The following is a 26725-nucleotide window of genomic DNA, read 5'->3' as shown; positions in this document are numbered from 1 at the left end:
TTTTTATTGTTTTTTCCTGTCTGTTTTTTGACTAATGGTTGAGATAGTTTAAGAAATAGCAGGCAGCAAACTTGGCTCACAGTAGAACATATGTAGCAAAGCTCAGTCCTACTGGCGTTGTGGTTTTTTTATGCTTGTAATTCAGCTACACTATCACGATAAAAGGTCTGGCTAAACGCTCATATAGTATATGGTTTATTATATCTACTATGGTGTTGAACGAGCTGTTTTAGCATACCAACCCACTTGTATAGGCAGTAATGGTCGCTATGTTTAACTTTATGAAGAAAACTCCCACCAATAAACCAGAAACGCCAGAGCAGCGAGCGGCTCGAGATAGTGCTGTGGACAAGGTATTACTTGGTTATGAAGTCGGTACGGTCAGTATTGCCACTATGGTAACGGGTCTTAATCGCGACGGCGATCAGCTCACTTTAGACTTGCGTCTACCGCAAGAGAGTAAGCCTGAAGCCATTCAGCAAGAACTGGGTCAATTACTGCATCCGCATGGTATTACGACGATTCATATGAATGTACGTCTACCAGCGCCAGAAAAAGGCTCAGGTTCAAGTTTACCAAAGAAAATGCCGAAGACGACCAATGCTATGGATAGTCAAAGCAAGCCTGTAGCCAATCCTGATGACAATAGTAATAATGATAACAATGCTGAACCACCGATTACTAAAGCGGCACCGACACAAGCATCGTTAGCAGCACATCCGCGTATTCGCCATATTATCGTGGTGGCATCAGGTAAGGGCGGCGTCGGCAAATCGACAACGACAGTCAATATCGCATTGGCATTACAAAAGCTTGGCAATCGTGTTGGTGTGCTTGATGCTGACATTTATGGTCCTAGTATGCCTACGATGTTGGGTGTTGCCGATGTGAAGCCACAACTAGAGAACGAGCAATTCGTACCTGTTGATGCACATGGCATAGCAATGCTATCAATTGGTAGCTTACTCGATGGCGACAACACGCCTGTCGCGTGGCGTGGACCTAAAGCGACCGGTGCTTTGATGCAGCTATATAATCAAACCAACTGGCCGCAGCTAGATTATTTGGTGATCGATATGCCACCCGGTACTGGCGATATACAACTGACATTGGCACAGCGCATTCCAGTCACCGGAGCTGTGATTGTGACGACCCCGCAGCATGTTGCTTTATTGGATGCACAAAAAGGCATCGAGATGTTCAATAAAACTCATATTCCTGTGCTTGGTGTGGTCGAGAACATGGCGCTACACACTTGTAGTAACTGTAACCATACCGAAGCTATTTTTGGTACGGGTGGTGGTGAAAAAATCGCTGAACAATATCATGTGCCATTATTAGGGCAGTTGCCTTTAGCTAGCGGTATTCGTGCACAAGTGGATAAAGGCGAACCAAGTGTGTTGGCCGATGATGAGTTTGCGCCATATTATTTGAGCATTGCTAAAAACATCGAAACCAATATTAATAAATTCGCAAAGCCTGTCGATGATAAGCGAATTTTCTGATAGTTCTTCAGTGTAGATGTCTCAATCTCAACGCTTAACATTTGGTATATATGGAATGAGGGTATTGAGAGTTGTCTAATCATCGATTTGATTTATCAATCTAATAGTGTGGTGGATTTTAAAGTCGTCGTTACCCTATAAATTGAGTCATCAATTCCGTATAATCGTCGCTATTAAATATTTGCTAAGGAATAACAATGTCTATCAAATCTGATCGCTGGATTCGTAAAATGGCTGAAGAGCATGGCATGATTGAGCCATTTGAAGCGGGTCAAGTACGCTTTAACGATGCTGGCGAGCGTTTGGTGAGCTATGGTACGTCAAGCTATGGTTATGACGTGCGCTGTGCCCCTGAGTTTAAGGTATTCACCAACGTACATTCAGTCGTAGTAGATCCTAAAAACTTCGATGAAAAAAGCTTTATTGATATCGTTGGTGACGAGTGTATTATTCCGCCAAACTCATTTGCATTGGCGCGTACCATGGAATATTTCCGTATTCCACGTGATGTATTGACTATTTGCCTAGGTAAATCAACGTATGCGCGTTGCGGTATTATCGTCAACGTGACGCCGCTTGAGCCAGAGTGGGAAGGGCACGTCACTTTAGAGTTTAGTAATACTACCAATCTACCAGCACGTATCTATGCCGGAGAAGGTGTGGCACAAATGCTATTTTTCCAAAGTGATGCTGATGACGTTTGTGAGACCAGTTACAAAGATCGCGGTGGTAAATACCAAGGTCAGCGCGGTGTGACGCTACCAAGAACCTAGATTATGTCTTAGGCGATATGCAGCACAAAAAAGGCCAGTCATAATTAATATGACTGGCCTTTTTACGGTTTTAGACCTACTCACTCTGTTGAGTCAGTTATTTTAAGACTTTTAAGCCTGCTTTATTATCACGTTTTGGCTTGGGCGCAGCAGTAGGGACTGTCTTAACCGTAATGTCTGAATCTTCTTCAGGTACGTAATTATCATATTCGTTAGGATCAAAGAACATACCCTGTGAGTTCTCTTTTGCATAGATACCTAACACTGCAGTCAGTGGCACCCAAATTTCTTGCGATACACCGCCGAAGCGGGCACTGAAGTTAATATAGTCGTTCCCCATACTCATATTACCAGTTGCACGGCTCGCAATATTGAGCACGATGCGACCATCTTGCACATGCTCTCTTGGAATCTGTACTTCTTCAGCAGTGGCATCAACCATTAGATACGGGGTAAGTGCATTGTCTTCTATCCACTGATACAGTGCGCGCACCATATAAGGACGTGTTGGGGTAATAGAGGTGGTTTCGCTCATTTGATGATTTCCTATACGAATTATTTTTAAGAGTGAACAGATACTTCTTGGAGTAGCTTGTTCATTGAAAAAACCTAAATAAATATTAGGGTCTGTTGAACATTCAAATATTAGAGCTGCTGATTGCTAAAATTGCACCAAACTAGGCGCAAGCCGACGATAATGTCGAGACCTTAGCTAGGTTTGTAACAACGTTTGAGGTGATTTTAGCATCAGCCTTTCAGGGCAGTACTCTTTTTTGCCAATATATGGCGAAATTGTCTAACCTAGAATAACTAGGCGTCAAAAATTTCACTGCATATTGTCTAAAAAATGGTGACTGCCAGCACCACATTTGAATGTTCAACAGACCCTATTTAACTTCTATTCTAATAATTTTCTATTCTAAGCCAGCTGTTTAATCAACGCACACTTTTTTGAAAGCTATCGCGTTCAAAGACACGCTTTTGATAATCAAATAGTGGACGACTAATAGCGCGAGGTAGTTCTATATTCATCTCTTCAAGTCGCCACAATAACGGTGCTAATAGTATGTCACACCAGCCAAATTCATCTGCCATAAAATAAGGCTTATGGGCAAACAAAGGCGATAAGGTAATAAGCGAGTCACTCAGCTGTTTTTTAGCAACCGCTGCTTGTGCTTTATTAAAGCTATCTGGGTGTACGAGTAGGCGTTTACCAAGTGAGAGCCAATCACGCTGAATACGCCATGCTAATTGTCTGAACTGTGCACGCTCTTGCGGTGTATCAGGCAATAGCTTGTTTGTATGATAGCGTTCTTCGAGATACTCAAAGATAACATTGATCTCATAAAGCGCAATTTCTCGCTGCTGCAGGACAGGTAAAGTATGATAGGGGTTCAGCTCAGTCAAATCTTCAGGACGCTCGGAATGTAAACGTGATAAATAGTAGGCGAGCTTTTTTTCTTCAAGTAATAGGCGTACCACATGACTGTCGTAGCCGTCATCAGCGTACAAAATCAGCTGACTACTTGGAATGTCGTTCGCATCAATCATGAAAGCCTAATGTTATTAGTAAAGACTATCATCGTAAACAAAGTTGCCCTGATTATCAAGGCAACGTACGTAAACATTGCTTGTGAGCGCTTTATTTGTCTACTTCTTTGGCGATAGTTCTACTATTTAATGGTTTATCAGAATAGAAAAAGGCACTACCGAAGTAGTGCCTAATGTCATGCTCGTTTTTTATGTTTCTACTACTACTACTACTACTACCTTACTTTACATCTTTCCAGAATTCTTTGTTCAGCAAGTAAACTGGAATGAGCAGTACTAGTAAGAATAGAATCACAAAGAAACCAATCACTTGACGGTCATGACGAGCAGGTTCACCCATCCATGCCATGAAGTTCACTAAGTCACCAACTTCGCTCTCAAACTCTTCTGCACTCAATTTTTCTTGCATGTTGTGCAAGACGTGAGGCATAGCAGCATTTTTAAGCACTAGGTTGTTAGCGCCCCAAGGACGGTTTGGATCTTCATAAAACGACAGTAGGTAAGTATATACCCAATCATCGCCGCGTAGTCTTGTCTCAAGTGACAAATCCGGAGGTGCAGCACCAAACCAAGATGCTTGAATATCAGGATCAATCTCAGCAGTGATATGGTCACCGATTTGATCGGTGGTGACCATCAGATACTTTTCAACCAACTCAGGCGGTATCTCTAAATCTTTGGCAATGCGCGAATGACGAACATACTTGGCTGAGTGACACCCAGCACAGTAGTTCATAAAAATCTTAGCACCGTTTTGTAGCGAGCCCTTATTGGTAAAATCAATAGGAGCTGTACTACAAGCCAGATGTTCATCAACGCCATCGGCATTAGTGAACGTACCACAGCCACTACCTTCGGCCATTGCGGTACCAGCAGTCAAGGTTAATGCCGCGCCCAAGCCTAGACCAGCTAGGGATTTAATTAGCGTGTTCATTAGTGACCTCCGGTAACGCGTTCTGGTGGCTGTTTACACTTCTCAATAGCAGTGTAGAACGGCATCAATAAGAAGAATAAGAAATACAAGACCGTAAATATACGAGCCATTAAAGTTGCTGTTGGGGTCGTTGGTGTTGCACCCAAGTAGCCTAGTACGACAAAGCTAATAGCGAATACTGTTAAAGCAATCTTAGACAATATGCCTTTATAGCGTATAGAACGTACTGGTGATCTATCCAACCATGGTATCAAGAATAGTACGGCAATTGCAGCACCCATCGCGACCACACCACCTAGCTTATCAGGAACTGCACGTAAAATAGCGTAGAACGGCGTGTAGTACCATACTGGTGCAATATGTGCTGGTGTTTTCAGTGAGTTCGCTGTCTCAAAGTTTGGTGGCTCAAGGAAGAAACCGCCGCCTTCTGGGAAGAAGAATACCACTGCAAAGAAGCAGATGAAGAACACAACAATACCAACCATGTCATGCACAGTGTAGTACGGATGGAATTCGATACCGTCTAATGGCACACCATTTTTATCTTTTAGCTTTTTAATGTCAATGCCATCAGGGTTGTTCGAACCCACGTGATGCAGTGCCACCAAATGCATAAATACTAAGCCTACCAGTACTAATGGAATAGCAACAACGTGTAGAGCAAAGAAACGGTTTAGCGTAATGCCAGAGATAATATAATCACCACGTACCCATTCAGCAAGACCATCGCCGATCACAGGTAGGGCAGCAGGAAGGTTCAAAATAACCTGTGCACCCCAGAATGACATGTTACCCCAAGGTAATAGATAACCAAAGAAGCCTTCTGCCATTAGCGCTAGGTAGATACCCATACCGATGAGCCAAATAAGCTCACGCGGTTTTTGGTATGAACCATATAGTAATGCGCGGAACATATGCAAATATACCACGACGAAGAACGCTGATGCGCCAGTCGAGTGCATATAACGAATGAGCCAGCCGCCTTTTACATCACGCATGATGTATTCAACAGATGCAAACGCCCCTTCGGCACTTGGGTTATACATCATCGTCAGCCAAATACCAGTCACCAATTGGTTAACCAGTACAATCATTGACAATACGCCAAAGAAGTACCAAAAGTTAAAGTTCTTTGGTGCATAGTACTTTGACATATGGTATTCATAGGTTTCGGTCGCTGGAAAACGAGCGTCCACCCAATGCATTAACTTTTTACCCATACTCATATTAAGCCTCCCCAACCGTCAAGATGGTACCATCCATGTTGTACTCTGGAATAGGTAAATTAAGCGGTGCTGGAACGCCACTAAAGACGCGACCGGCTAAGTCATATTTAGACCCATGACACGGGCAGAAAAATCCACCAAACCAGTCATTACCACCCAAATCAGCTGCACCAACATCAGGACGATAGTTCGGTGCACAGCCTAGATGCGTACAAACGCCTTCGACGACCAACACAGTTGGTTCTAAAGAGCGAGTAGGATTTTTGCAATATTCAGGCTGTAACGATGCTGCAGACTCAGGATCAGACAATAATGGTTTGACTGACTCTAGTCCTGCAATCATTTCTTCGGTACGTTTAACCACATAGATAGGTTTACCACGGTATTTGACAACAATCATCTGTCCTGCTTCGATAGAACCAATGTCTTGGGTCACTGCAGCCCCTGCAGCCTCAGCTTTAGCGCTTGGATACCAAGAACGGACAAAAGGTGTTGCCACAGCAGCGACTCCAACTGCACCAATCGCGGCAGTTGAGGCAATAAGAACTCTACGGCGTTGTACATTAACGCCTTCGGCTTGGCTCATTAATACTTCCTCCAGGTGAATGAAATGGGATTATCCCACACTGGGTTTGTGACTTATAAAATATATAATATCAAGCCACTTTGGCTATGCCTAATTTTGCTAATTGTTGCTATTCTAAGCTATTTCGGTGATAAAATAAATTATTGCGTTAAAAATAAAGCAACCTTAATAGGATATATTATAAGGTTGAAAGCGATAACCTAAGTAAAGTAGATGGTTTATCACTATCTAGACTCTGTTTTCTAGCAAGGATTATAAATGCGGATGACCTTATAATTAATAAGGATATTTAGCAATAGCGAATGATACTTGAAATTAAGGTAACTTTCACTATCTAACTGCTTTGTAAGTCGCTATAAACGAATAATCACCACTTTGTACAATCAAGTGGTGATTATTTTTTAATATTTAACTGCTTATCACTATAAATGCCCATCAAATAGGCACTTATCAAAAAACCTAAAACGAATACTTAGCCTTCTAGCGTACTCCAGCGTTCAAGCTTGCTCATCATCTCGTCTTCAATCGTTAGCAGACGTTCGCTCGCGGCAGTGGCTGCAGTGATATCAGTCGTGAACCATGAGCCATCAGCCAGTTTCTCTTGTAGTTGAGCTTGTTCTGCTTCTAGTGCCGCGATTTCTTTTGGCAAATTGTCCAGTTCGCGCTGCTCATTAAAGTTAAGCTTTTTGGCAGCTTTGCTAGGCTTTGCGGCAGTTGGTTTACTGGCTGCTTTACCTGCTGTATTGATTACTGGTGTTCTAGCCGCCTTTGCTGCTTCTTCACGGTTTTTTTGTACCAAATACTCTTGATAGCCACCGACATACTCGCTGACAGTACCTCTACCATCTTCGTCTTCGCCAAATACCCATGTTGAGGTAACGACGTTGTCCATGAATGAACGATCATGACTGATGAGCAAAATCGTACCACCAAAGCTGGCGACTGACTCTTCTAGTAGCTCAAGGGTTGCCATATCCAAATCGTTGGTCGGCTCATCAAGTACCAGAATGTTGGCAGGTTTCAATAATTGCTTGGCAAGTAGGACGCGGTTACGCTCACCACCTGATAATGCTTTAACTGGTGTACGTGCACGCTCTGGAGCAAACAAGAAATCTTGCAAATAGCTCATGATGTGCGTCTTACGACCACCCACTTCTACAAAATCCGAGCCTTCTGAGACGTTTTGCGCCACACTGGCTTCAAGGTCTAACTGATCACGCAACTGGTCGAAGAAAGCAATTTTTAGGTTGGTCCCTAATTCAACGCTACCAGATTTTGTGACTTCGTCATCAGACATATCCAGTAGGGCTTTAATAAGGGTGGTTTTACCAGCACCGTTAGGCCCAACAATACCGATTTTATCGCCGCGCATGATGGTCGTCGTAAAGTTTTCAACCAATACATTACCGTCATATTCAAGATGTAAGTTTTTAACTTTACAGACGAGCTTGCCGCTTTTCTCGCCTTGACCCATCGTAATGTTTACATTACCAACTTGCTCACGACGATCGCTACGCTCTTCACGTAAAGCTTTTAGCTCACGGACACGGCCTTCGTTACGGGTACGACGGGCTTTGATACCTTGGCGAATCCAAACTTCTTCTTGTGCCAGCTTTTTATCAAAGTTAGCGTTATTCTTTTCTTCAGCCAGTAACTGTAGCTCTTTTAGCTCTTGATAGCGTGCGTAGCCACCTTCGCCTTGAGTGACGTCATAGCTGGTCAGCTGACCACGATCAAGCTCAATGATGCGAGTCGATAGTTTATTAACAAATGCTCTATCATGCGTGACGAACAATAGTGTCAGACCTTGCCAGTCTAATAAAAAGCGCTCTAACCATTCAATACTATCAACATCCAAATGGTTGGTTGGTTCATCGAGAAGCAGTACATCAGGTTTGGTCACTAAAGAGCGTGCCAGTAGTACACGGCGCTTACGGCCACCTGATAATGAAGACAAATCATCGTCTGGGTTAAGCCCCATCGTTTTGATTAGGCGAGTGGCTTCGCGCTCTAAATCCCAGCCATGTACCGCATCGATATCATGTTGCAAATCTGCCATACGCTCGCAGGCATCCATATCGCCATTTGCACATAAATCAGTTTGGGCGTTATAGTTGATAAGCAGATCGGCCGTGCGGCGGCTGCCACCCATAACGATATCTAAAATACGTCCACTGGTTTCAGGAACGTCTTGTTCTAGCATCGCAACACGTACGCTACTATTGATAATGACTTCGCCACTATCAGGTTGTAATGTGCCGCTAATCAATTTAAATAAAGTGGATTTGCCTTCGCCATTACGGCCAATTAGACAGACGCGCTCGCCTGCTTCGATAGCAAAATCAATGCCATCAAGTACAGGGGCGACGCCAAATGCAAGGTGAATATCTTTTAAATGTATCAGTGCCATAGAGTATCTTAAGCTTATATAATAGTGAGGTAGGGGTTGTTGCAGAATTGCTAGCAGTATAACATGCCACTACGTGACTGTAGTGAGTGTAAATAGTTTTATACACACTATTTATAGCTACTGTTTTAAAAGTCTTATTTTTTAATAGCGGTAATATATCGGTTACTCATTTGCTTATGTAACCAATTCTACTAGCTTTATATTTACGATAACTCAGAGAAAGACATGAATCAATCTAACACTCAAGACAGCGCTCGAAAGGATGCTCAAACCGATGACTCAACTGTGCATGCTGAATTACAAACGCAACAAATTATGGACCTGCAAATGAGCATGGCGCATCTTGAGATGACAGTAGAGAGACTCGATGCGGTGATTGCACGGCAAGATAAAGATATTCAGACACTACAACGACAGTTGCAGCTGCTTTATAAGCAAGTGGATAGTCAAGATACAGAAACTGGCATTGCACCATTTGATGTGATGGCAGACAGACCACCTCATTATTGATATATATAAATATTGAACCGCTAATAAAATTATATTCACGTATTTATATAAAGGCACTATATTATGACTATCTGGTCATAATGAAGAAATAATGTATTCTTATAGTTGTTTTAATGTTAGAAAATCATTACTATTCTCCATCTCGGATACTACTTACTCGTCAAAAATGGGTAAAGCAGTAAAACAATGCGGACGTTTGGAGACATATAATGCGCAACACCTTTCATTTAAAAACTCTTACAGTAGCTGTTGCTGCACTTTCTATTACTAGCATTGCTAGTGCTGCTGGTCTTGATCGCTCAGGTCAGGATATCACCGCATTTTTACAAGATGGCACTTATGCTGAAGCCGTCTATACTTATATCGATGCTGATGTGACAGGCAATGACGTCTCAGGTAATAAAATTGGTGATATTGCAGAATCTTATGATTTCTTTCGTTATGGCGTAAAAGCAGACGTCAATGATACTTTTAGTGTTGGTATCTTATATGACGAGCCTTTTGGTGCAGCGGCTGACTATAGCGGTAACAACAACTTTGTCGACCAAAATACCGCTTCACCTAGAAATGGTGAAGGTACAAATGTAGAAGTACGTACCGAAAGCATTACAGGTATTGTCGGTGCTAAATTTGGTGAAAACAAGAACTTCCAAGTATATGGTGGCCCAGTCGCTCAACGTGTACAAGCTGATGTAAAGCTGCGTGGTACAGCTTATAGTGCTGCTAATGGTTATACGACACATATTAGTACAGATCAAGAATATGGCTATATTGCTGGTGTTGCATACAGCAAACCTGAAATTGCATTGAAAGCTGCTTTAACCTATCGCTCAGAAATCGAGCATACAGCTGATGCTGCTGAAAGTTATCCTGCAGTAGCAAGCTTCCCTGGATATGGTCCAAGATCAGGTGATATTGATATTACTACCCCTGAGTCAGTAAACTTTGATTTTCAGACTGGTATTAATCCTACGACTTTAGTCACAGCAAAAGTACGTTGGGTGCCATGGAGTGATTTTTCAATTGTACCGTCATTATATAATGACGTTAGCAAGCTGAACACTGCCTATCAACCAGATGGCCTACCATTAGTAAGCTATGATGAAGATCAATGGGTAGTCGAGCTAGGTCTAGCGAAGCGCCTAGCGCCAGCTCTAGCAGTAAGTGGTACTGTAGGTTGGGATAGTGGTGCTGGTAACCCTGTGACCTCATTAGGGCCTACTGAAGGCTACTATAGTGCTGGTTTAGGTGCTAAGTATAATGTCACTGAAAACTGGGCAATCTCAGCTGGTGGTAAATATTTATGGCTTGGTGATGCTGATGGTCAAGTGCCAACTGGTAACACTGTTGCTAACTTTGAAGACAATGATGGTTTTGTACTTGGCGTAAAAGTTTCTTACCAAGCTCTATAAGGCATACGTCCATCATATTGTTGAATGTATAATTTAGCAGCAAAAAAAACGACTCATAATGAGTCGTTTTTTTGTGCGTGCATTAATACTTCTAAGGAAAGTAATTGCTATCTTCGTGTGCTTAACTGCTGCCGATTCCGTATCTAGCAGCCGTATATAAGCACTTCTAATATTATTTAAATGACAACCATATCTTAAAAACATATACCAGTATTATATTTATATGGTATTTGTACTGTCCAGTCATAATAGGGAAATAAAGCACTTTAATTGTTGTTTTAGTGTCAAAAAGGCATTAGTATTCAACTTAGGACACGACTTTGATAACCTCAATGTTAAGCGCAGCAATGCTACATATTGATTGTTAAAGTAGTAATACAACAAGGACCGTTGGAGATACACAATGCGCAATCACTTTCATTTAAAAACCCTCGCAGTAGCGATTGCTACTCTTTCTATAGCCAGCGTCACCAATGCAGCTGGTCTCGATCGTTCAGGTCAAGATGTCACCGCTTTTTTCCAAGATGGCACCTATGCTGAAGCCGTTTATACCTACATCGATGCTGATGTGAGTGGTTACGACAGTGCTAATACTAATCCTTCTCAAAATGATTATGTACGTGGTGATAAAACGGGCGATATCGCTGAAAGTTATGACTTTTTCCGCTATGGCGTAAAAGCTGATATCAATGATACTTTTAGTATTGGTGTCTTATATGATGAGCCTTTTGGTGCTGCTGCTGGATACACTCAAAGTAACTTTGTATCGCAAGGGGATATGGATGCTTCCGTCGCTTCCATTACTGGCGGCGCCGCTCCAAGCCTAGCAGCAGCACAGGCTGGAATCGATGCACTTGAACCATTTGACGGTTCGCTACCTGAAGCACAGCAAGCTACATTAGATGGGTTACGTGGCGCAGTGGCAGTCGCAACAGCCGAAGCAAGTACCGCAGGTGAAGAAACCAATGTAGAGGTTCGTAGCCAAAGCCTAACCGGTATTCTTGGTATGAAGTTTGGCGCTAATAAAAACTTCCAAATTTATGGCGGCCCAGTGGCACAGCGTATTCAAGCAGAAACCAAACTGCGTGGACTGGCTTACGGTCCTGCTAGTGGTTATACCTCAACCAGTAATCCTGATATGGATTATGGTTACATCGCAGGTATTGCCTATAGTAAGCCTGAAATTGCACTAAAAGCGGCGTTGACGTACCGTTCTGAGATTGAACACAATGTAGATATCGCTGAGAGTTACCCGTTAGTAGCTATCAGAGCCGTAGCAGCAGGAGCAACTGCAGAACAGGCTACGGCATTATCAAATAGAGCCAGTAACTATGAGATTACTACACCTAAATCAGTAAACTTTGATTTTCAAACTGGTATCAACCCTACGACACTAGCGACGGCAAAAGTACGCTGGGTACCGTGGAGTGATTTTGTCATTACACCACCACTTTATAATGATACTAGTAAAATAAGTTATGGCCCTGATGGTCTAAACTTGGTTGAATATACTGAAGATCAGTGGATGGTAGAGCTTGGTTTAGCTAAACGTGTAGCACCAGCACTAGCAATCAGTGGTACGGTTGGTTGGGATAGTGGCGCTGGTGATCCAACGACGTCGTTAGGCCCTGTTGAAGGTTACTATAGTGTTGGTCTTGGTGCTAAGTACAATTTCACTGAGAACTGGGCTGTATCAGCTGGTGGTAAATATCTGTGGTTCGGTGATGCAAAAGGACAGTTACCTAGTGATAAACTCGTTGGTGACTTCCAAGACAACGATGGCTTCATCGCTGGTCTAAAAGTTTCCTATCAAGCAAAATAGTATTAACTGATAAGTGTTATGTAGCAAAAAAAGCGACCATCTAAAGGTCGCTTTTTTATGGCATTTTTTATGTGAACTTTCTTATAAAGAGTTTGATAACGAATAATAGGACATGCTGTTCAGTGAAAAAATGCTGATTGCTGCAACCGTTATGAGTAAATATAGGGCAGGTGATAAATTACTGTGGGCTATGTGGATTGACGCTATAGAGAGGGTTTAAGTTAAGCTATAGAGTTTCATCTTGTATACTATGTGGGGTTATCTGAGAAGTATAGCGCTACGATTGGATACTATAGCGATCTATTGATGGAATCTTTACATGACAGTCTGAAAGAATAATTAGCGACTGTTTATATCTTTTCACAAAGAAAGTAGAGGTGTTGGTACTGTCGTTGTAGTAATTTGGCATTGCCAACATATGGTAGGTACTAAGCGATAAGCTCGAAGTGAGTTGATTTAGGTTCTAGTTACTTTTACATTAATTGTAGTCAACAAAAAACCTCGCCAATCATGGCGAGGTTTTTTTATTGCGATAAGCTAAAAGTGCTAAACAAAGTTACTTGTTTAGGTTCAGCTCCATCTCTTCGAACTTAGCAGATACTGAAGGTCTTGGACCACCAGTCATGATACTAACAGCAAAGATTGCAATCGTACTTAATACAAAGCCTGGAACGATAGCATATAACCAGCTATTCAATGCCATACCATTCATCTCGAATGGACCATATATCCATAGAATGACGGTCAAAGCACCAATGACCATACCAGCAACCGCACCGTTGCGGTTCATACCACGCCATATCAAGCTAAATATAACCAATGGTCCAAATGCTGCACCAAATCCAGCCCATGCATTAGATACAAGGCTTAGTACAGAGCTTTCAGGATTAGAGGCAAGTAAGATTGATACTAAAGCAACAGCGACTACAGAAATACGTCCAACCAGTACTTGGCGAGCTTCTGGTGCATCTTGATCAAAGAATAATTTGTACACATCTTTGGTTAGTGAGCTTGATACCACCAATAGCTGTGAAGAAATCGTACTCATAATAGCGGCCAAAATAGCGGCTAATAAGAAACCTGATACTAAGGGATGGAATAAAAACTGAGTGAATACTAAAAAGATAGTTTCAGGATCGTCTAGTGTCATCGCAGTTTTTTGTACATAAGCACGACCAGCAAAACCAGTCATCAATGAACCTACAAGACTAACTACCATCCAGCTCATACCGATATTACGCGCAGTAGGAACGTCTTTCACTGAGCGAATCGCCATAAAACGAACGATAATATGTGGCTGACCAAAATAGCCTAAGCTCCATGCCATCAGAGAAACGATACCAATAACCGTCATACCACTGGTAATGTCTAGCAAACTAGGGTCAATGTTTCTAACAGCTGTTGTGGTGGCAGAAATACCACCTAAGTCTGTGAAAGCAACAACCGGTACGATAACCATGGCAAAAAGCATGATAACGCCTTGCACAAAGTCGGTCATTGACACGGCTAAGAAACCACCAAACAAGGTGTATGCGACAACCACGCCTGCAGTGACCCATAGACCTGTGCTGTAAGAAAGATTGAGTGAGCTTTCGAATAGTTTACCACCACCTACTAAGCTGGCTGCGGTGTAAACAGTGAAGAACAAGATGATAACCACGGCTGAAATAACCCGCAGCATATGTGATTTATCTTCGAAGCGGTTGGCGAAATAATCAGGTAGGGTAATAGCGTTATCAGCTACTTCGGTATAAACACGAAGACGCGGTGCCACGATGAGATAGTTCAAGAATGCGCCTAATGTCAAACCAAGGGCAATCCAAATACTAACCACACCATCAGCGAACATATAACCAGGTAGGCCAAGTAATAACCAACCTGACATATCTGATGCACCTGCCGAAAGTGCTGTTACTGCTGGACCTAAGTTACGACCCCCTAACATATAGCCTTCAGTATCATTGGCTTGCTTAAAATAAGCGTAAATGCCAATCCCAATCATCACTAAGAAATAGGCGCCGAGTGATATCAGCACGCCACTAGAAACTCCGTTCATATAAATGATCCTTAACCAACCATGTTGGCTGTAATTATTTTTAACTGTAAATATTAAGTGTTACAAGACGATGTCCAAAACAATATCTAAAGACAAAAAAAGCCATTAAGTAGGACATAATGGCTTTTATTTAATATCTGTTGTTAGTTTTATATGATTGATGCTGTTTTAGGGCTAATACTAGTTAAGCAGTCATTTGAGAGCAATAGAAATATTACACTCTTTCTATCTGTCTTAATTGCTCGCATTTGCTCGTTATATATCAATATAAGCCGCCTGTATAACCAATCATTTAAAACCATCAAACCTACTACTAACCATCATATCTTACTAGAAGTCTTCAATATATGACTATCAGTGTTCATATGGTAAGTTTTTGTTATGTAGACAATGCCGAGTGTATTATAACGTATGACTGACGCAAATGCGAATAGCATGCTTTTTTGCCCCAATAAATTGTCCCAATTGTAACTATAGAAATTTATCTTTAGAGAGCAGTTTTTATTCGATAGGAGCAAGCAAGTCTAACAATGCTGTCACACTACTAGATTGTGTTAGTTTTGGATTGATTACAACACCCAAATGACGCTGTAGCTCAACGTTATCAGCCATATCGATACGTTCCAAATCTTGACTGATCATGGTCTGTGGCAACACTGACCAACCAAGTCCAACAGAAACGAGCATACGAATAGACTCAAGTGGATTAGTGCTCATCGTGGCATAAGGTTTGAGGTTATGCTTGGCGAATTCAGCTAAGGTAATCTGACTGGTAAAGGTATTGGCAGATGGCAAAATAGCAGGATAACGGGCCAATTGCTCTAAAGTGACATTAGACTTGGTCGCTAAAGGCGATAGAGTACCTGTCATAAAGTAGAGAGGATCTGACCATAGCGTGTGATAGGTCAAACGCTTATCATAAACAGGTGGCAGCGTGACGAAAGCCAACGATAAATCACCATCTAACACGGCCTTGTGTGCTTTTTCTGAATCGACAAAATGCACTTCTAATTGCACTGCAGGATAAGCTTGAATAAAATGTTTAAGCACAGGGGCTAGATGATGCAAGCCTATGTGGTGACTGGTACCGATGACCAGTTTTCCAGATACAATATGTTGAGAGTGCTGTAGGTTGATTTTGAAATTTTCATAATCTTCTAACCAACGTTTGGCATGTGGTAGCATCTCATTAGCTGCTTGTGTCGGTACAATCCCGCGTCCTACTGTGTCAAACAACGTAATATTAAATTCATCTTCTAGATTTTTGATGCGTTTACTGACAGCAGGCTGAGTAATAAACAGCTTTTCTGCCGCGCCTGAGATACTGCCTGTATGCATAACAGTGACGAAAGTCGTTAAGTTTGTGGTGTTCAAGCGGATGTCCTTAGCTACTTATCGAGCTATAAATAAAAGTTGGCTGGCCTAATCACAATGTATTAGAAATAAAAGTTTGCGTCTGGTCAAAAATCATCAATTATTATTATAGGATTAGCCTGCTATAATCACAAGACATCAGGACGTATTGTGACATATTTATTAGATTAACTTGATAAATGACGCTATAAAAATTGTTTTGAGCCTCAATCGCAGCAATAAATATAAAAAAATAGAGAATTGTTATTTTGTATTTATAGAGTAGAGATGTCCTGATAGATCTGTTTTGATGAAAGTATTGATTGAAAAGTGTCAGTTTTAAGCCAATAGGCATTGATAAGAAAATACCAGCAAGCCGTTATACATAAATTTTAAATAGAATCCTCGTTTATTATGGTGTAAGCCATCGAGTAATTAAGTAGCTAGCAACCAATAAAGGATAGCAACATGGCCAGTCAAACGTTATATGACAAACTTTGGAACGCTCACGAAGTCACTAAACGTGATGATGGTTCGAGCCTCATTTATATCGATCGTCATCTACTGCATGAAGTGACAAGTCCGCAAGCATTTGAAGGTTTGGAATTGGCCAATCGAGCGCCATGGCGTTTGTCTGCCAATATCGCAAGTCCCGATCACAACGTACCTACAGTGTCTAAAGAGCGCCTAGAAGGTGTGTCTGGTATCAAAGACAAAGTATCACGCTTGCAAGTGGTCACCTTGGATGATAACTGTGCTAAGTTTGATATCGCTGAATTTACGATCAACGATGCTCGTCAAGGAATATTACATGTTGTTGGTCCTGAGCAAGGACTCGTATTACCAGGCATGACAGTCGTTTGTGGTGATTCACATACAGCGACCCATGGTGCGCTTGGCTGCTTGGCACATGGTATCGGTACATCTGAAGTGGAACATGTATTGGCCACTCAATGCCTGATTCAGAAAAAATCAAAAAATATGCAAATTCGTGTGACTGGTCAGCTAGGTGCTGGCGTGACCTCGAAAGATGTTGTACTGGCCATCATCGCAAAAATTGGTACAGCGGGTGGCACAGGCTACGCGATCGAATTTGCTGGGCAAGTATTTGAAGAGATGAGTATGGAAGGTCGTATGACCGTCTGTAACATGGCCATCGAAGCGGGTGCGCGCGTGGGTATGGTTGCGGTCGATGACATCACTATTGATTATGTGAAAGGTCGTCCTTATGCACCAACGGAATCACAATGGCAACAAGCTGAAGAATATTGGCGTACATTGTATTCAGATGATGATGCAGTATTTGACAGCGTGGTCGAGATTGATGGTAGCCAAATAGCGCCGCAAGTGTCATGGGGTACGTCACCTGAAATGGTCGTCGATATTACTCAGTCAGTACCAACACCTGACCAAGCTGTGGATGAAGCGCAAGAAGAAGGTTGGTTACGTGCCTATACTTATATGGGTTTAGAAGCGGGTCAAAAAATTACCGATATCCAGCTAGATCGTATCTTTATTGGGTCATGCACCAACTCACGTATCGAAGATTTGCGTGATGCAGCAGCGGTGATCAAAGGTCGTAAGGTGGCTAACAATATTAAAGAAGCTATTGTGGTTGCTGGTTCTGGTCAAGTGAAGTTGCAAGCAGAAGCAGAAGGTTTGAATACCTTGTTTACTGACGCTGGTTTTGAATGGCGTGAGCCGGGCTGTTCTATGTGTTTAGCCATGAACGCCGATAAGCTTGAGCCACAAGAGCATTGCGCCTCTACGTCTAACCGTAATTTTGAGGGTCGTCAGGGTAATGGTGGTCGTACGCATTTGGTTAGTCCTGCGATGGCAGCGGCAGCCGCATTGGCCGGTCACTTTGTAGATGTACGCACATTCTAAGACGGATACGCATCAATAAAAACATCATTGATAGGGAATTTTATGCAAGCTTATAACACCCAAACCGGTATCGTTTGTCCACTTGATCGTGCAAACGTTGATACCGACCAAATTATCGCAAAACAGTTTTTAAAATCTATTAAACGTACAGGGTTTGGCGTCAATTTATTTGATGATTGGCGCTATCTCGACGAAGGCTATCCAGGTCAGGACAATAGCACACGAATTATCAACCCAGACTTTATTCTCAATCAGCCACGTTATCAGGGCGCTAATATCTTGCTGGCACGCAGAAACTTTGGCTGTGGCTCTAGCCGTGAGCATGCACCGTGGGCGCTTTCAGAATATGGCTTTCGTACGGTTATTGCACCAAGCTTTGCCGATATTTTTTATAACAACTGTTTTAAAAATGGCATGCTCCCAATTGTACTGGCGGAAGATATCGTTGATGCGTTGATGAAAGCTACCGTTGCTAATGAAGGCTACGAGCTGACTGCTGATCTTGAGCGTCAGGTCGTTATTACGCCAACAGGTGAAGAGTACGCCTTTGAAGTGGATGATTTCCGTAAACACTGCTTGCTAAATGGTCTTGATGATATTGGTCTCACTTTACAGCAAAGTGATGCTATCAAAGAGTATGAGCAACAAATGAAGCAAAAAACGCCTTGGATCTTTAATGAAGTGCGAGCCTAGACAATCAATTGATAGTTATTGCCCATAAAACTGCTGAACAACCGTAATGCAGCGTTGAGTTATGGCGGCGAACTGGCTAAAATGAAGTATGGTTTTACAAAATATTTTATTATTTCTCTTATGAATAGTAGCCGTCATTATGAATAAAAAACGTTATGTTTTATGGACAAGTACAATGGTTGCTGCCAGCTTATGGTTGTCAGGCTGTCAGCTCATGAATGGCTATCAGAAAATAGATGAGGCAGAAAACGCAACAGCGTGGGCAGGCAAGATCCAACCTGTTGCTGGTGAGGTGAATATTGCTTGTATAGGCACTTATCACTGTGAAATTGCGCGAATAGATAAAGTACCAGTGATAGGGACTGACACCCATGAGCCTATTAATGCTGCGATGGTCGTTGCGATGACAGCCGCGAGTAACAATGGAACAAGTGGCAGTGAGACAAGTTATAATAGTAATAAACGTGCGCCAGTCACCATGAAAATGGATATGACACCGATTGCTCATACAAATGAGATAAAAATTGTACCTTTATCGGCTTCAGGCATCGCCGGTCTAACCAATTACTATGCACGGGTAAAGCCAGCCAAACGAGAAGTACAAGTGAATTTTTATCCAGAAAACAACTTGGGCTATGTTGAGCGTTTTGCGATGATTCATGATTTTGTCGAGGCGGATACTTATCAGCTTCGAGCTTATCAAAAGAAATCTAGTGATAACTCAGGTAGTTTATTAGACACCGCCTCACCAGAGCCTTTGTGTGTCGATCTATATCAAGGAAACAGTGTACAGCGCCGTTTCTGCAAAGAACTGGGTGCTGAGCATCAAGGCGAGTTTGTAGAAACGCGTCTCACCAAGACTATGCCTACACCATCAAAAACAAAAGCTTAATAACCAGTGTGCTAGTCTCAGATTGATACAGAATTTAGTAGTCCTTTAGATGGGATAAATTTCTTTTTCTCGTGTAGCTCATTACACGAGTAATTATCTTTTAAAAGTTATCATGTGCTTATAGCAGTATTATAAATAAAACTTACTTACCCAAGGATCAGTATGGCAACGATTTTAACATTAGCAGGCGATGGTATTGGCCCTGAAATCATGACTCAAGCCATTGATGTGCTTAATGCTGTGAACGATAATTTTACATTAGGTTTGACACTTGAGTCTGGATTGATTGGTGGCGTGGCTATTGACGCAACTGGCGAGCCTTTACCTGATGAGACTTTGGCGCGTGCACGTGCTGCAGATGCTGTATTGCTAGGTGCTGTTGGCGGCCCTAAATGGGATGGCATTGAGCGTAGTAAACGTCCTGAACGTGGTCTGCTCAAAATCCGTGGTGAGCTTGGTTTGTTTGCTAATCTACGTGTGGCAAAGCTTTATCCGCAGCTTGCTAATGCATCTAGTATCAAGCCTGAAATTATCTCAGGTTTAGATTTGCTTATTGTTCGCGAACTAACAGGTGGTATTTATTTTGGTGAGCCGCGTGGTATTCGCACATTAGAGAATGGCGAGCAGCAAGGCTATAACACCATGGTATATAGTACGAGTGAGATTCAACGTATCGGTAAAGTGGCTTTTGAATTGGCAAAAACACGTGCGCAAGCAGCAGGTACAGCGCCGAAAGTTTGCTCAGTGGACAAAGCAAACGTATTAGAAGTCACAGAGCTGTGGAAGCAGACGATGATCCAGATGCAACAAGCGGACTATAGCGATGTAGCGTTATCGCACATGTATGCTGATAATGCTTGTATGCAACTTATCAAAGACCCTAAGCAGTTCGACGTGATGGTAACGGGCAATATGTTCGGTGATATCTTATCTGACGAAGCGGCGATGCTAACTGGCTCTATCGGTATGTTGCCATCAGCCAGTCTAGATGTGGCAGGTAAAGGGATGTATGAGCCGTGCCATGGTTCAGCACCTGATATCGCAGGACAAGATAAAGCAAACCCATTGGCGACGATTTTGTCTGTTGCGATGATGCTGCGTTATACCTTTAAGCAAGAAGAGGCCGCTAAAGCCATTGAGCAAGCGGTCAGTGATGTGCTTGATGATGGTCTACGTACGCTTGATATTTTAGATAGCAGTGAAGCTGGACTCAAACAAGTAGGTTGTATAGAAATGGGTCAAGCAGTATTGGCTAAGCTAGTATAATCAATACCTTTGTGATGTAGCTTGAAATTTTCTTCGTCTGATTCTTAGACTGTATCATTTTAACCTTCATAAATTTTTGTAGTTGCAAACCCATAATTTGCTAAGCAGATTATGGGTTTTTTCGTGCTTGTCCGAGAGTTTTACTAGCCGTAACATACTAGTTCACCAAGTCGTAAAAAAGCACTTGTTTTAACACAGCTACTATCGTGTAAGGCGCTCATTAACACAAAGTTGTTATATGCTCACAGAGGAATATGGCAATATTGGTTAATAATAAATGGATAGATGTATTTATCATTTTATAAGGGAATTAATAGAAAAAGTTCTATAACTATTAAAAGTTTGAACGTCTAAAAATAAGAATTTATGCATAATAAAAACTGAAAAAAAACAAAAAAATTATCAAAAATTAGGAGTATCACATGTATCAATTAAAAAAATTAAGCACAGCGATAGCAATGATTGGATTCTCTACAGTCGTCTTTATGGGGCAAAGTATTGCAGCAGAACGAACTAATAGCATGATTGTAGATAATAGCGCTACAGCTCCGACAGAGGTGAGTCCAGTGACGAATGGGATAAGCCAAAAATTAACAGGGGATAGTAAAGCTGCAACATCATTAAATAAGCTATTGCCTACCATAAAATACACAACTGAAAACCTATCAGACACGGCAAAAGAAGTGAACAATATCAATTGGACTACGGATGCTGATATAGATCGTAATATAGGAACGAAACTGCAAGCCTTATTGAACTGGCATCATAATGGGGTGGGGCCTGTCGATGGATATTGGGGAAAAAATACCCGCAAAGCCATGCAAGCATTTCAAAATGCGAATGGTCTGACTGTAACTGACACGTTGAACAATGAAACGTGGCAAGCACTGATTAAAAACGAAAAACTTATGACACAACCTGTATTAGTTAGTTATCAGCTAACTGATGCAGATGTAAACGTCAAAACTACGAGTATACCTGCTGATTCTGTGGCCAAACCTAAGCTCGAAGGAATGTATTATGAAAGTCTCACTGAAGCGCTCGCAGAAAAATTTCATATTAGTGAGAAATATCTAAAATCTCTTAATCCTAAGGCCAGCTTTACTGCTGGTGAAATTATTACGGTATATAACCCTGGCAACCCTAACACCAAGCCTGTCAGCCGAGTAGTCGCTGACAAGGACACTGAGACACTTTATGCTTATGACGAAAACAATAAGTTAGTTGCTAGTTATCCAACAACAGTGGGTAGTACAGCGACACCATCGCCGACAGGCACGCATACTGTAAAGGTGAAAGTACACGAGCCTAATTATACCTATACAGGCAATGACGGTCGTAAGTCTATCATTCCGCCAGGCCCTAACAATCCAGTTGGTTCGGTATGGATTGGACTGAGTAAACCAACTTATGGGATTCATGGTTCACCAGATCCTGCTCGTATCAGTCGTCAGGCATCAGCTGGTTGTGTGCGTCTGACCAACTGGGATGCACTTAGTCTTTTAGGTGTGATTAAAAACGGCGCAACTGTCCAATTTAGCTAATCATAAAAAATAGACAAAAAAATACCGCTGATATTGAGCGGTATTTTTTATGGTAAAAACGGAATTCAAATAACTAAAATATTGATAGGAAATAATGAGTAGCTTAGCATTTTCATTATTATTATCAGTCAAACCACTCAAACATTTATACCAGTGATAAAAGTGTCATTCGACAACTGGCTGTGTTTATATAAATGCTTTTATAACCATTTTAGTCAATAAAAAATTAGTTCTTACCACGATAAGTAATGCGACCTTTAGACAGGTCATAAGGCGTCATTTCGACCTTAACTTTATCACCAGTCAAGATACGGATATAATGCTTACGCATTTTACCAGAGATGTGCGCAATGATTTCATGTCCGTTTTCTAAACGAACTTTAAATAAAGTATTAGGAAGGGTATCAATGACTTCGCCTTCAAATTCGATAATATCGTCTTTTGCCATAATTTGTATCAATCAATTAAAAATAAGCCCATATTATACGTAAGTTAGCAGGTTAAAGCAATACGGAACCGGGTTTTGACTTGACAGTCTGTAAGTGATATGTATGCCAATTCATATCAATTTAATCAGGTAGGTTTAGCCAAATAGGGGTCAAAGGTGCCTGTGGTAATATCTGCTGGAAACGTTCAGGGTAATAAGCATTAATGAAGTATAAACCATCACCAGAGGCGGTCGGCGGTGCAATCGTACGGTCTTTTTTGTGCAAAATATTCATAAAATCGTCTGGTACTAATTCATGTCTACCAATGGCATATAAGGTACCCATTAAGTTACGAACCATATGATGTAAGAATCCATCTGCTTGAATATCAAACACAATAAACTGACCGTGTTTGAAAAGTCTAGCATGGCTGATGGTACGCACCGGCTGATTGGACTGACAAGCTGCGGCACGGTAGCTGCTAAAATCATGAGTGCCAACGATATCAGATGCTGCTAATTGCATTGCCGCTAAGTCGAGCGGCTCATAGATATGTGTGACTTGGTGATTGAGTATCGCAGGGCGCTGTGGTTGGTTGAGGGTAATGTACCGATAACGACGGGCAATAGCGCCAAAGCGCGCATGGAAGTCAGCAGGCATCGGTTGAATCCAGCGTAGAGCAATGTCATCAGGTAGCAAGCTGTTTACGCCGCGCAACCAATTATGGGTAGGGCGATAAGCGTGAGTCGTAAAATGAGCAATCATATTACTGGCATGCACGCTTGCATCAGTACGCCCAGCTGCGATGACTTCTACGGATTCGTTGGCAACCGTACTAATAGCCGTTTCAAGTGCTTCTTGTACACCTATCACTTCTCGTTGTCGCTGCCAACCATGATAATGTGTGCCCAAAAACTCAATAGCAATCGCTAAGGTATAAATTGGCGAACGTTCAGACTCGATGATTTCAGTTTCAGACATGGTGGTTTTTAAACTTATAAAGTTAAGGGAATTAAGAGTAGTTTATCGTTTTTTTATGCTGGTGCCAGTCTGACTGACATTGTTCAACCAACGCTGTTTGCGTCTTGCCGGAGTGTCGTAACGCAATAGCAGCCATAATAATCGTGCATAAATCGCTGGAATGGTGAGACGTCCACCCGCAATGACATGATGGTCATACTGCCAGCTACCCGCCGCGTAGCTATCGCTAACACCGCCAAATGGGCATTGGCTAGCACATATTACCATGTGCCCTTTTTTATGAATCAGCTCTAATGTTTCTGCTAGTGCTGCGGAATGAGGAACATTGCCAGCCCCAAATCCCAATAGAATAATGCCAGAGGGTGGGTGTGATAAGAGCGCTTGCAGCTGAGTATTGATGACGTCGGTATCATTGGGTAAGCAATATAGTGCGTGAATACGACTGGATTCAGCACGCGCTTGAACACTAGCAAGTAGCGCTTTCTGGTCATCAATCCAATGCTGTCGGCGGGTATCTGGTAGATTTTTGATATACCTATTTGCTGGATAGGCTGCTCGAGAATGCCCAGTAAATGCCATCAAATCATGACTATGAATCTTTTGTACCGTTTGTGCAGGCCAAGATTCACCACCAAAACTGATTTTGACACCCGACTCACCTGCCGCCGCCAGTTTCAACGAATGATTGAGGTTGTCCCAAGCGTCGCTGTGAGTGTCGATAGTGTAGGACTGTAGTACTTCACTGTCTAGCAATGGACGCATACTGCCAGTGACGATGACACAAATATCGCTACCTGCAAAGGCTTCTGCCAAAAATGCTCCTAAGTAGCTCAAGGTGTCCGTACCAGTAATTAACACAAATCGCCTATCACCTTGAGCATAAGCAGTCAGTAACAGCTGATAAAAATGGACAAAGTCACTTGGGGTGAGTTGGCTACTGTCTTTAATCAATGCATTATCTAACCAAGAGATATTTGGGTGCTTGGTTGCACTATCCTGATTAAGCATCAGTGTCTGTAATGTTGGCAAAAACACATCTGCAGCTAAGGGTGCTAATGGTCTTCCGTAGCTCCCAAAAGTACCACCAGCATAAATCAGTTGAATAGTTTTTGATATGGTCGTTGTCATAGCAGAAGATGGCATAGTATTGGTGTAATAATTAAGTATGAAAGAAAAGGATGTCTAGAATGTACTCAATAAGCTCTATTAATAATAGATAGTATAAAGGTTAAATGCAAAAAAAATCAGCAAGTATTCTATGGTAGTAGAATACTTGCTGATGAGAAAACTGGTTGTTTACTAGGCAGTGCGCTCAAGTAGTATTTGCGCTTGGCTTTGCTGTTCACTATCGCCATGGGCAATCACTTCATTAAGCAGGCGTTTGGCGCTGTCGTATTCACCCAGCTGCAGATATTGGCCAGCCAAGTCAAGAGTCACTTGGTTGCTATCTAATGATTTTACAAAGTCAAAATCTGCTGCAAAACGAGATGAGAAGTCCTCTGCAATTTCAGGAGTTTCGTCCACTTCGTCAGTTGCAATATCGGTCTCGATATCGACTGGGCTAGCTGCAGTCAAAGGCTCTACAGCAAACTCATCACTTACTAGGCTGTTGTCATCGAACAGTGGCGTGTCAGTCGGTATAGCAGCAAACCCATTAGCAAGTGTTTCTGGTAAGTTGCTATCGTTGAGCAGTGGCTCTTCAACATCAATTTTTTCAAGATCTTCTATTTCAAGATCTTCTATTTCAAGATCTTCTATTTCAAAATCGCTGTCCTCAAAACTTTGTTCTTCGAAACTACTGTCTTGAAGAACAAAGTTATCACTATTTTCTGCAAAGGTAGTTTCTTCGATTTCCAACGACGTTTCTGTGCTACTTGGCGTATCAATATTATCTGAAGGTAATACAAAGTCTTCTGCTGCATCACTTTCGAACGCATCAATAATCAATTCTTCAGTAATATTATCTTCAGTATTTTGATCAGCATCAGTCGCTAAATCATCAAAATCTAAGACGAAATCTTCACTGTCTAGCGTCATATCTTCGGTAGCATGATCAGATGAAGCTGCGTCTATAGAAGGCTCTGTTGGCGTACTTGTTTCTTCAGGTGAATCAAAGCTAAAGTCGAAATCAATAAGCTCGTCATCTTCGGTAGGAGTATCAACAGTAGATACATTGATACTTTCATCTTCTGTCACATCTAATGCGACAGGCGCTGTATTGGTTGCAGCAGGTTCGTTGAAACCGCTCTCTAGATCGTTCAGTGTAAGATCAAAGCTATCGTTTACTTTGTCATCAGGAGCGGTTGTCTCTGGAGAATCATTTGAAGATATCGCACTAACGATAGGCTCACCACTTAGAGTACCGTTATTACTATCGACTTGGCTAGTTGGTAAGTCAAAATCTATGCTTTCAAAACCGCTATTATCTTCTACTGGTGCCTCTTTTGCCGCGACTTGATTCTGCTCTTCAGAAAACAAAGCTTTCAACTCGTCAGCTAGAGCGACACTCTTTGGGTCGCTTTGTGTTTTGATGGCATCATAAACTTTATTGAAGTTTTCTGGCTGATTGATGGTCGCATATATGCTAAGCAGCTTGAGCGATAACTCACCATCATTTGGTTGGTCTCTTAGGCCACGATTGAGTGTTTCAATCGCTTTGTCATAGCGTTGTTGATCCATAAAACGCTGCGCAATCATAATATGATTGAATTTATCTTCAGCTTTAGTGCTTTGGGCAGGAGAACCATGGTCCGGTTTTGTCGTAGCAGCGTTTTGCTCCGACTTTGCAAATGGTTGTGGTGATGATTTTTGCGCTTTGTTTTTGCGCAGTACTAAACCAACTACTAGTAGAATAAGTACCAATCCAGCGATGATATATAGTATGTTGTCCATAGTT

Annotated in this window: 22 protein-coding genes; 10 read left to right on the top strand and 12 right to left on the bottom strand. The window is 41.9% G+C overall.

Going from position 1 to position 26725, the window contains the following annotated elements; all coding sequences use genetic code 11:
• Positions 1-269 precede the first annotated feature (269 nt).
• Both apbC and dcd read left to right on the top strand, forming a co-directional pair.
• On the top strand, positions 270-1505 hold the full coding sequence (gene apbC, locus JMW61_RS13620; RefSeq protein ID WP_201551892.1) for an iron-sulfur cluster carrier protein ApbC: 1236 nt from the start codon (positions 270-272) through the stop codon (positions 1503-1505).
• A gap of 197 nt (positions 1506-1702) precedes the next feature.
• Positions 1703-2278 (top strand): dCTP deaminase, encoded by a 576-nt coding sequence (gene dcd, locus JMW61_RS13615; protein WP_010199897.1) that lies wholly within the window; start codon positions 1703-1705, stop codon positions 2276-2278.
• A gap of 97 nt (positions 2279-2375) precedes the next feature.
• Here dcd and JMW61_RS13610 read toward each other — a convergent pair whose 3' ends face one another.
• The 6 genes from JMW61_RS13610 to JMW61_RS13585 form a co-directional block, all read right to left on the bottom strand.
• Positions 2376-2813, bottom strand: coding sequence for a ClpXP protease specificity-enhancing factor (locus tag JMW61_RS13610; RefSeq protein ID WP_201551891.1), 438 nt, complete (start codon positions 2811-2813; stop codon positions 2376-2378).
• 401 nt (positions 2814-3214) lie between these two features.
• Positions 3215-3829: a glutathione S-transferase N-terminal domain-containing protein gene (locus tag JMW61_RS13605; RefSeq protein ID WP_201551890.1), complete on the bottom strand. Its 615-nt coding sequence runs from the start codon at positions 3827-3829 to the stop codon at positions 3215-3217.
• Between the two features lie 220 nt (positions 3830-4049).
• Complete coding sequence (locus JMW61_RS13600) at positions 4050-4763, bottom strand: cytochrome c1 (RefSeq protein WP_110922521.1); 714 nt, start codon at positions 4761-4763, stop codon at positions 4050-4052.
• The gene (locus tag JMW61_RS13595; protein ID WP_181416241.1) at positions 4763-5968 is read right to left on the bottom strand and encodes a cytochrome b; all 1206 of its coding nucleotides are present in this window, start codon (positions 5966-5968) and stop codon (positions 4763-4765) included. Before JMW61_RS13595 ends, JMW61_RS13600 begins: the two co-directional genes overlap by 1 nt.
• Before the next feature lie 22 nt (positions 5969-5990).
• Positions 5991-6575, bottom strand: a complete 585-nt coding sequence (gene petA, locus JMW61_RS13590; RefSeq protein WP_201551889.1) for a ubiquinol-cytochrome c reductase iron-sulfur subunit — start codon at positions 6573-6575, stop codon at positions 5991-5993.
• 472 nt (positions 6576-7047) lie between these two features.
• Entirely contained in the window at positions 7048-8985 is a 1938-nt protein-coding gene (locus JMW61_RS13585) for an ATP-binding cassette domain-containing protein (protein WP_201551888.1), read from the bottom strand.
• A 225-nt stretch (positions 8986-9210) separates the two neighbouring features.
• On the opposite strand from JMW61_RS13585, the gene JMW61_RS13580 reads away from it, so the two are divergent.
• The 3 genes from JMW61_RS13580 (at position 9211) to JMW61_RS13570 (ending at position 12729) form a co-directional block, all read left to right on the top strand.
• Positions 9211-9495, top strand: a complete 285-nt coding sequence (locus tag JMW61_RS13580) for a SlyX family protein (protein ID WP_201551887.1) — start codon at positions 9211-9213, stop codon at positions 9493-9495.
• A gap of 209 nt (positions 9496-9704) precedes the next feature.
• Positions 9705-10907, top strand: coding sequence for an OmpP1/FadL family transporter (locus tag JMW61_RS13575; RefSeq protein WP_201551886.1), 1203 nt, complete (start codon positions 9705-9707; stop codon positions 10905-10907).
• 403 nt (positions 10908-11310) lie between these two features.
• A complete protein-coding gene (locus JMW61_RS13570; protein ID WP_201551885.1) occupies positions 11311-12729 on the top strand; it encodes an outer membrane protein transport protein in 1419 nt (472 codons plus the stop codon).
• A 556-nt stretch (positions 12730-13285) separates the two neighbouring features.
• On the opposite strand, the gene putP is transcribed toward JMW61_RS13570, so the two are convergent.
• Together putP and JMW61_RS13560 are read right to left on the bottom strand one after the other, a co-directional pair.
• Complete coding sequence (gene putP, locus JMW61_RS13565) at positions 13286-14785, bottom strand: sodium/proline symporter PutP (protein WP_201551884.1); 1500 nt, start codon at positions 14783-14785, stop codon at positions 13286-13288.
• A 501-nt stretch (positions 14786-15286) separates the two neighbouring features.
• Positions 15287-16159: a LysR family transcriptional regulator gene (locus tag JMW61_RS13560; protein WP_110922529.1), complete on the bottom strand. Its 873-nt coding sequence runs from the start codon at positions 16157-16159 to the stop codon at positions 15287-15289.
• A 447-nt stretch (positions 16160-16606) separates the two neighbouring features.
• Between JMW61_RS13560 and leuC the strand changes: the two genes are divergently transcribed.
• The 5 genes from leuC to JMW61_RS13535 all read left to right on the top strand — a co-directional run bounded on the left by leuC (position 16607) and on the right by JMW61_RS13535 (position 22420).
• Entirely contained in the window at positions 16607-18025 is a 1419-nt protein-coding gene (gene leuC / locus JMW61_RS13555; protein WP_110922530.1) for a 3-isopropylmalate dehydratase large subunit, read from the top strand.
• 42 nt (positions 18026-18067) lie between these two features.
• Complete coding sequence (gene leuD / locus JMW61_RS13550) at positions 18068-18718, top strand: 3-isopropylmalate dehydratase small subunit (protein ID WP_201551883.1); 651 nt, start codon at positions 18068-18070, stop codon at positions 18716-18718.
• Between the two features lie 139 nt (positions 18719-18857).
• The gene (locus tag JMW61_RS13545; protein ID WP_201551882.1) at positions 18858-19610 is read left to right on the top strand and encodes a hypothetical protein; all 753 of its coding nucleotides are present in this window, start codon (positions 18858-18860) and stop codon (positions 19608-19610) included.
• A gap of 162 nt (positions 19611-19772) precedes the next feature.
• Positions 19773-20876 (top strand): 3-isopropylmalate dehydrogenase, encoded by a 1104-nt coding sequence (leuB, locus tag JMW61_RS13540; RefSeq protein WP_201551881.1) that lies wholly within the window; start codon positions 19773-19775, stop codon positions 20874-20876.
• 422 nt (positions 20877-21298) lie between these two features.
• Positions 21299-22420: a L,D-transpeptidase family protein gene (locus JMW61_RS13535; protein WP_201551880.1), complete on the top strand. Its 1122-nt coding sequence runs from the start codon at positions 21299-21301 to the stop codon at positions 22418-22420.
• A gap of 226 nt (positions 22421-22646) precedes the next feature.
• On the opposite strand, the gene infA is transcribed toward JMW61_RS13535, so the two are convergent.
• From infA to JMW61_RS13515, 4 genes are all read right to left on the bottom strand, one after another.
• On the bottom strand, positions 22647-22868 hold the full coding sequence (infA, locus tag JMW61_RS13530) for a translation initiation factor IF-1 (protein ID WP_021814850.1): 222 nt from the start codon (positions 22866-22868) through the stop codon (positions 22647-22649).
• 121 nt (positions 22869-22989) lie between these two features.
• A complete protein-coding gene (gene truA, locus JMW61_RS13525) occupies positions 22990-23829 on the bottom strand; it encodes a tRNA pseudouridine(38-40) synthase TruA (RefSeq protein ID WP_201551879.1) in 840 nt (279 codons plus the stop codon).
• Between the two features lie 42 nt (positions 23830-23871).
• Entirely contained in the window at positions 23872-24957 is a 1086-nt protein-coding gene (locus JMW61_RS13520) for an asparaginase (protein WP_201551878.1), read from the bottom strand.
• 171 nt (positions 24958-25128) lie between these two features.
• Positions 25129-26721: a FimV/HubP family polar landmark protein gene (locus JMW61_RS13515; RefSeq protein WP_201551877.1), complete on the bottom strand. Its 1593-nt coding sequence runs from the start codon at positions 26719-26721 to the stop codon at positions 25129-25131.
• Between the last annotated feature and the right edge of the window lie 4 nt (positions 26722-26725).

The organism is Psychrobacter fjordensis (genome assembly GCF_904845995.1).
GTDB classification, from domain to species: Bacteria; Pseudomonadota; Gammaproteobacteria; order Pseudomonadales; family Moraxellaceae; genus Psychrobacter; species Psychrobacter fjordensis.
Note: the sequence above shows the minus strand (reverse complement) of the source record. Positions and strands in the feature narration are given on the sequence as shown.

What these genes read in the sequence shown, in the direction of transcription:
- JMW61_RS13520 (WP_201551878.1), bottom strand. Translation starts at nt 24,957, where the DNA reads ATGACAACGACCATATCAAAAACTATTCAACTGATTTATGCTGGTGGT.
- infA (WP_021814850.1), bottom strand. Translation starts at nt 22,868, where the DNA reads ATGGCAAAAGACGATATTATCGAATTTGAAGGCGAAGTCATTGATACC.
- JMW61_RS13580 (WP_201551887.1), top strand. Translation starts at nt 9,211, where the DNA reads ATGAATCAATCTAACACTCAAGACAGCGCTCGAAAGGATGCTCAAACC.
- JMW61_RS13605 (WP_201551890.1), bottom strand. Translation starts at nt 3,829, where the DNA reads ATGATTGATGCGAACGACATTCCAAGTAGTCAGCTGATTTTGTACGCT.
- petA (WP_201551889.1), bottom strand. Translation starts at nt 6,575, where the DNA reads ATGAGCCAAGCCGAAGGCGTTAATGTACAACGCCGTAGAGTTCTTATT.
- putP (WP_201551884.1), bottom strand. Translation starts at nt 14,785, where the DNA reads ATGAACGGAGTTTCTAGTGGCGTGCTGATATCACTCGGCGCCTATTTC.
- JMW61_RS13595 (WP_181416241.1), bottom strand. Translation starts at nt 5,968, where the DNA reads ATGCATTGGGTGGACGCTCGTTTTCCAGCGACCGAAACCTATGAATAC.
- leuC (WP_110922530.1), top strand. Translation starts at nt 16,607, where the DNA reads ATGGCCAGTCAAACGTTATATGACAAACTTTGGAACGCTCACGAAGTC.
- JMW61_RS13570 (WP_201551885.1), top strand. Translation starts at nt 11,311, where the DNA reads ATGCGCAATCACTTTCATTTAAAAACCCTCGCAGTAGCGATTGCTACT.
- JMW61_RS13585 (WP_201551888.1), bottom strand. Translation starts at nt 8,985, where the DNA reads ATGGCACTGATACATTTAAAAGATATTCACCTTGCATTTGGCGTCGCC.
- dcd (WP_010199897.1), top strand. Translation starts at nt 1,703, where the DNA reads ATGTCTATCAAATCTGATCGCTGGATTCGTAAAATGGCTGAAGAGCAT.
- truA (WP_201551879.1), bottom strand. Translation starts at nt 23,829, where the DNA reads ATGTCTGAAACTGAAATCATCGAGTCTGAACGTTCGCCAATTTATACC.
- JMW61_RS13515 (WP_201551877.1), bottom strand. Translation starts at nt 26,721, where the DNA reads ATGGACAACATACTATATATCATCGCTGGATTGGTACTTATTCTACTA.
- JMW61_RS13610 (WP_201551891.1), bottom strand. Translation starts at nt 2,813, where the DNA reads ATGAGCGAAACCACCTCTATTACCCCAACACGTCCTTATATGGTGCGC.
- JMW61_RS13535 (WP_201551880.1), top strand. Translation starts at nt 21,299, where the DNA reads ATGTATCAATTAAAAAAATTAAGCACAGCGATAGCAATGATTGGATTC.
- leuD (WP_201551883.1), top strand. Translation starts at nt 18,068, where the DNA reads ATGCAAGCTTATAACACCCAAACCGGTATCGTTTGTCCACTTGATCGT.
- apbC (WP_201551892.1), top strand. Translation starts at nt 270, where the DNA reads ATGTTTAACTTTATGAAGAAAACTCCCACCAATAAACCAGAAACGCCA.
- JMW61_RS13600 (WP_110922521.1), bottom strand. Translation starts at nt 4,763, where the DNA reads ATGAACACGCTAATTAAATCCCTAGCTGGTCTAGGCTTGGGCGCGGCA.
- JMW61_RS13545 (WP_201551882.1), top strand. Translation starts at nt 18,858, where the DNA reads ATGAATAAAAAACGTTATGTTTTATGGACAAGTACAATGGTTGCTGCC.
- JMW61_RS13575 (WP_201551886.1), top strand. Translation starts at nt 9,705, where the DNA reads ATGCGCAACACCTTTCATTTAAAAACTCTTACAGTAGCTGTTGCTGCA.
- leuB (WP_201551881.1), top strand. Translation starts at nt 19,773, where the DNA reads ATGGCAACGATTTTAACATTAGCAGGCGATGGTATTGGCCCTGAAATC.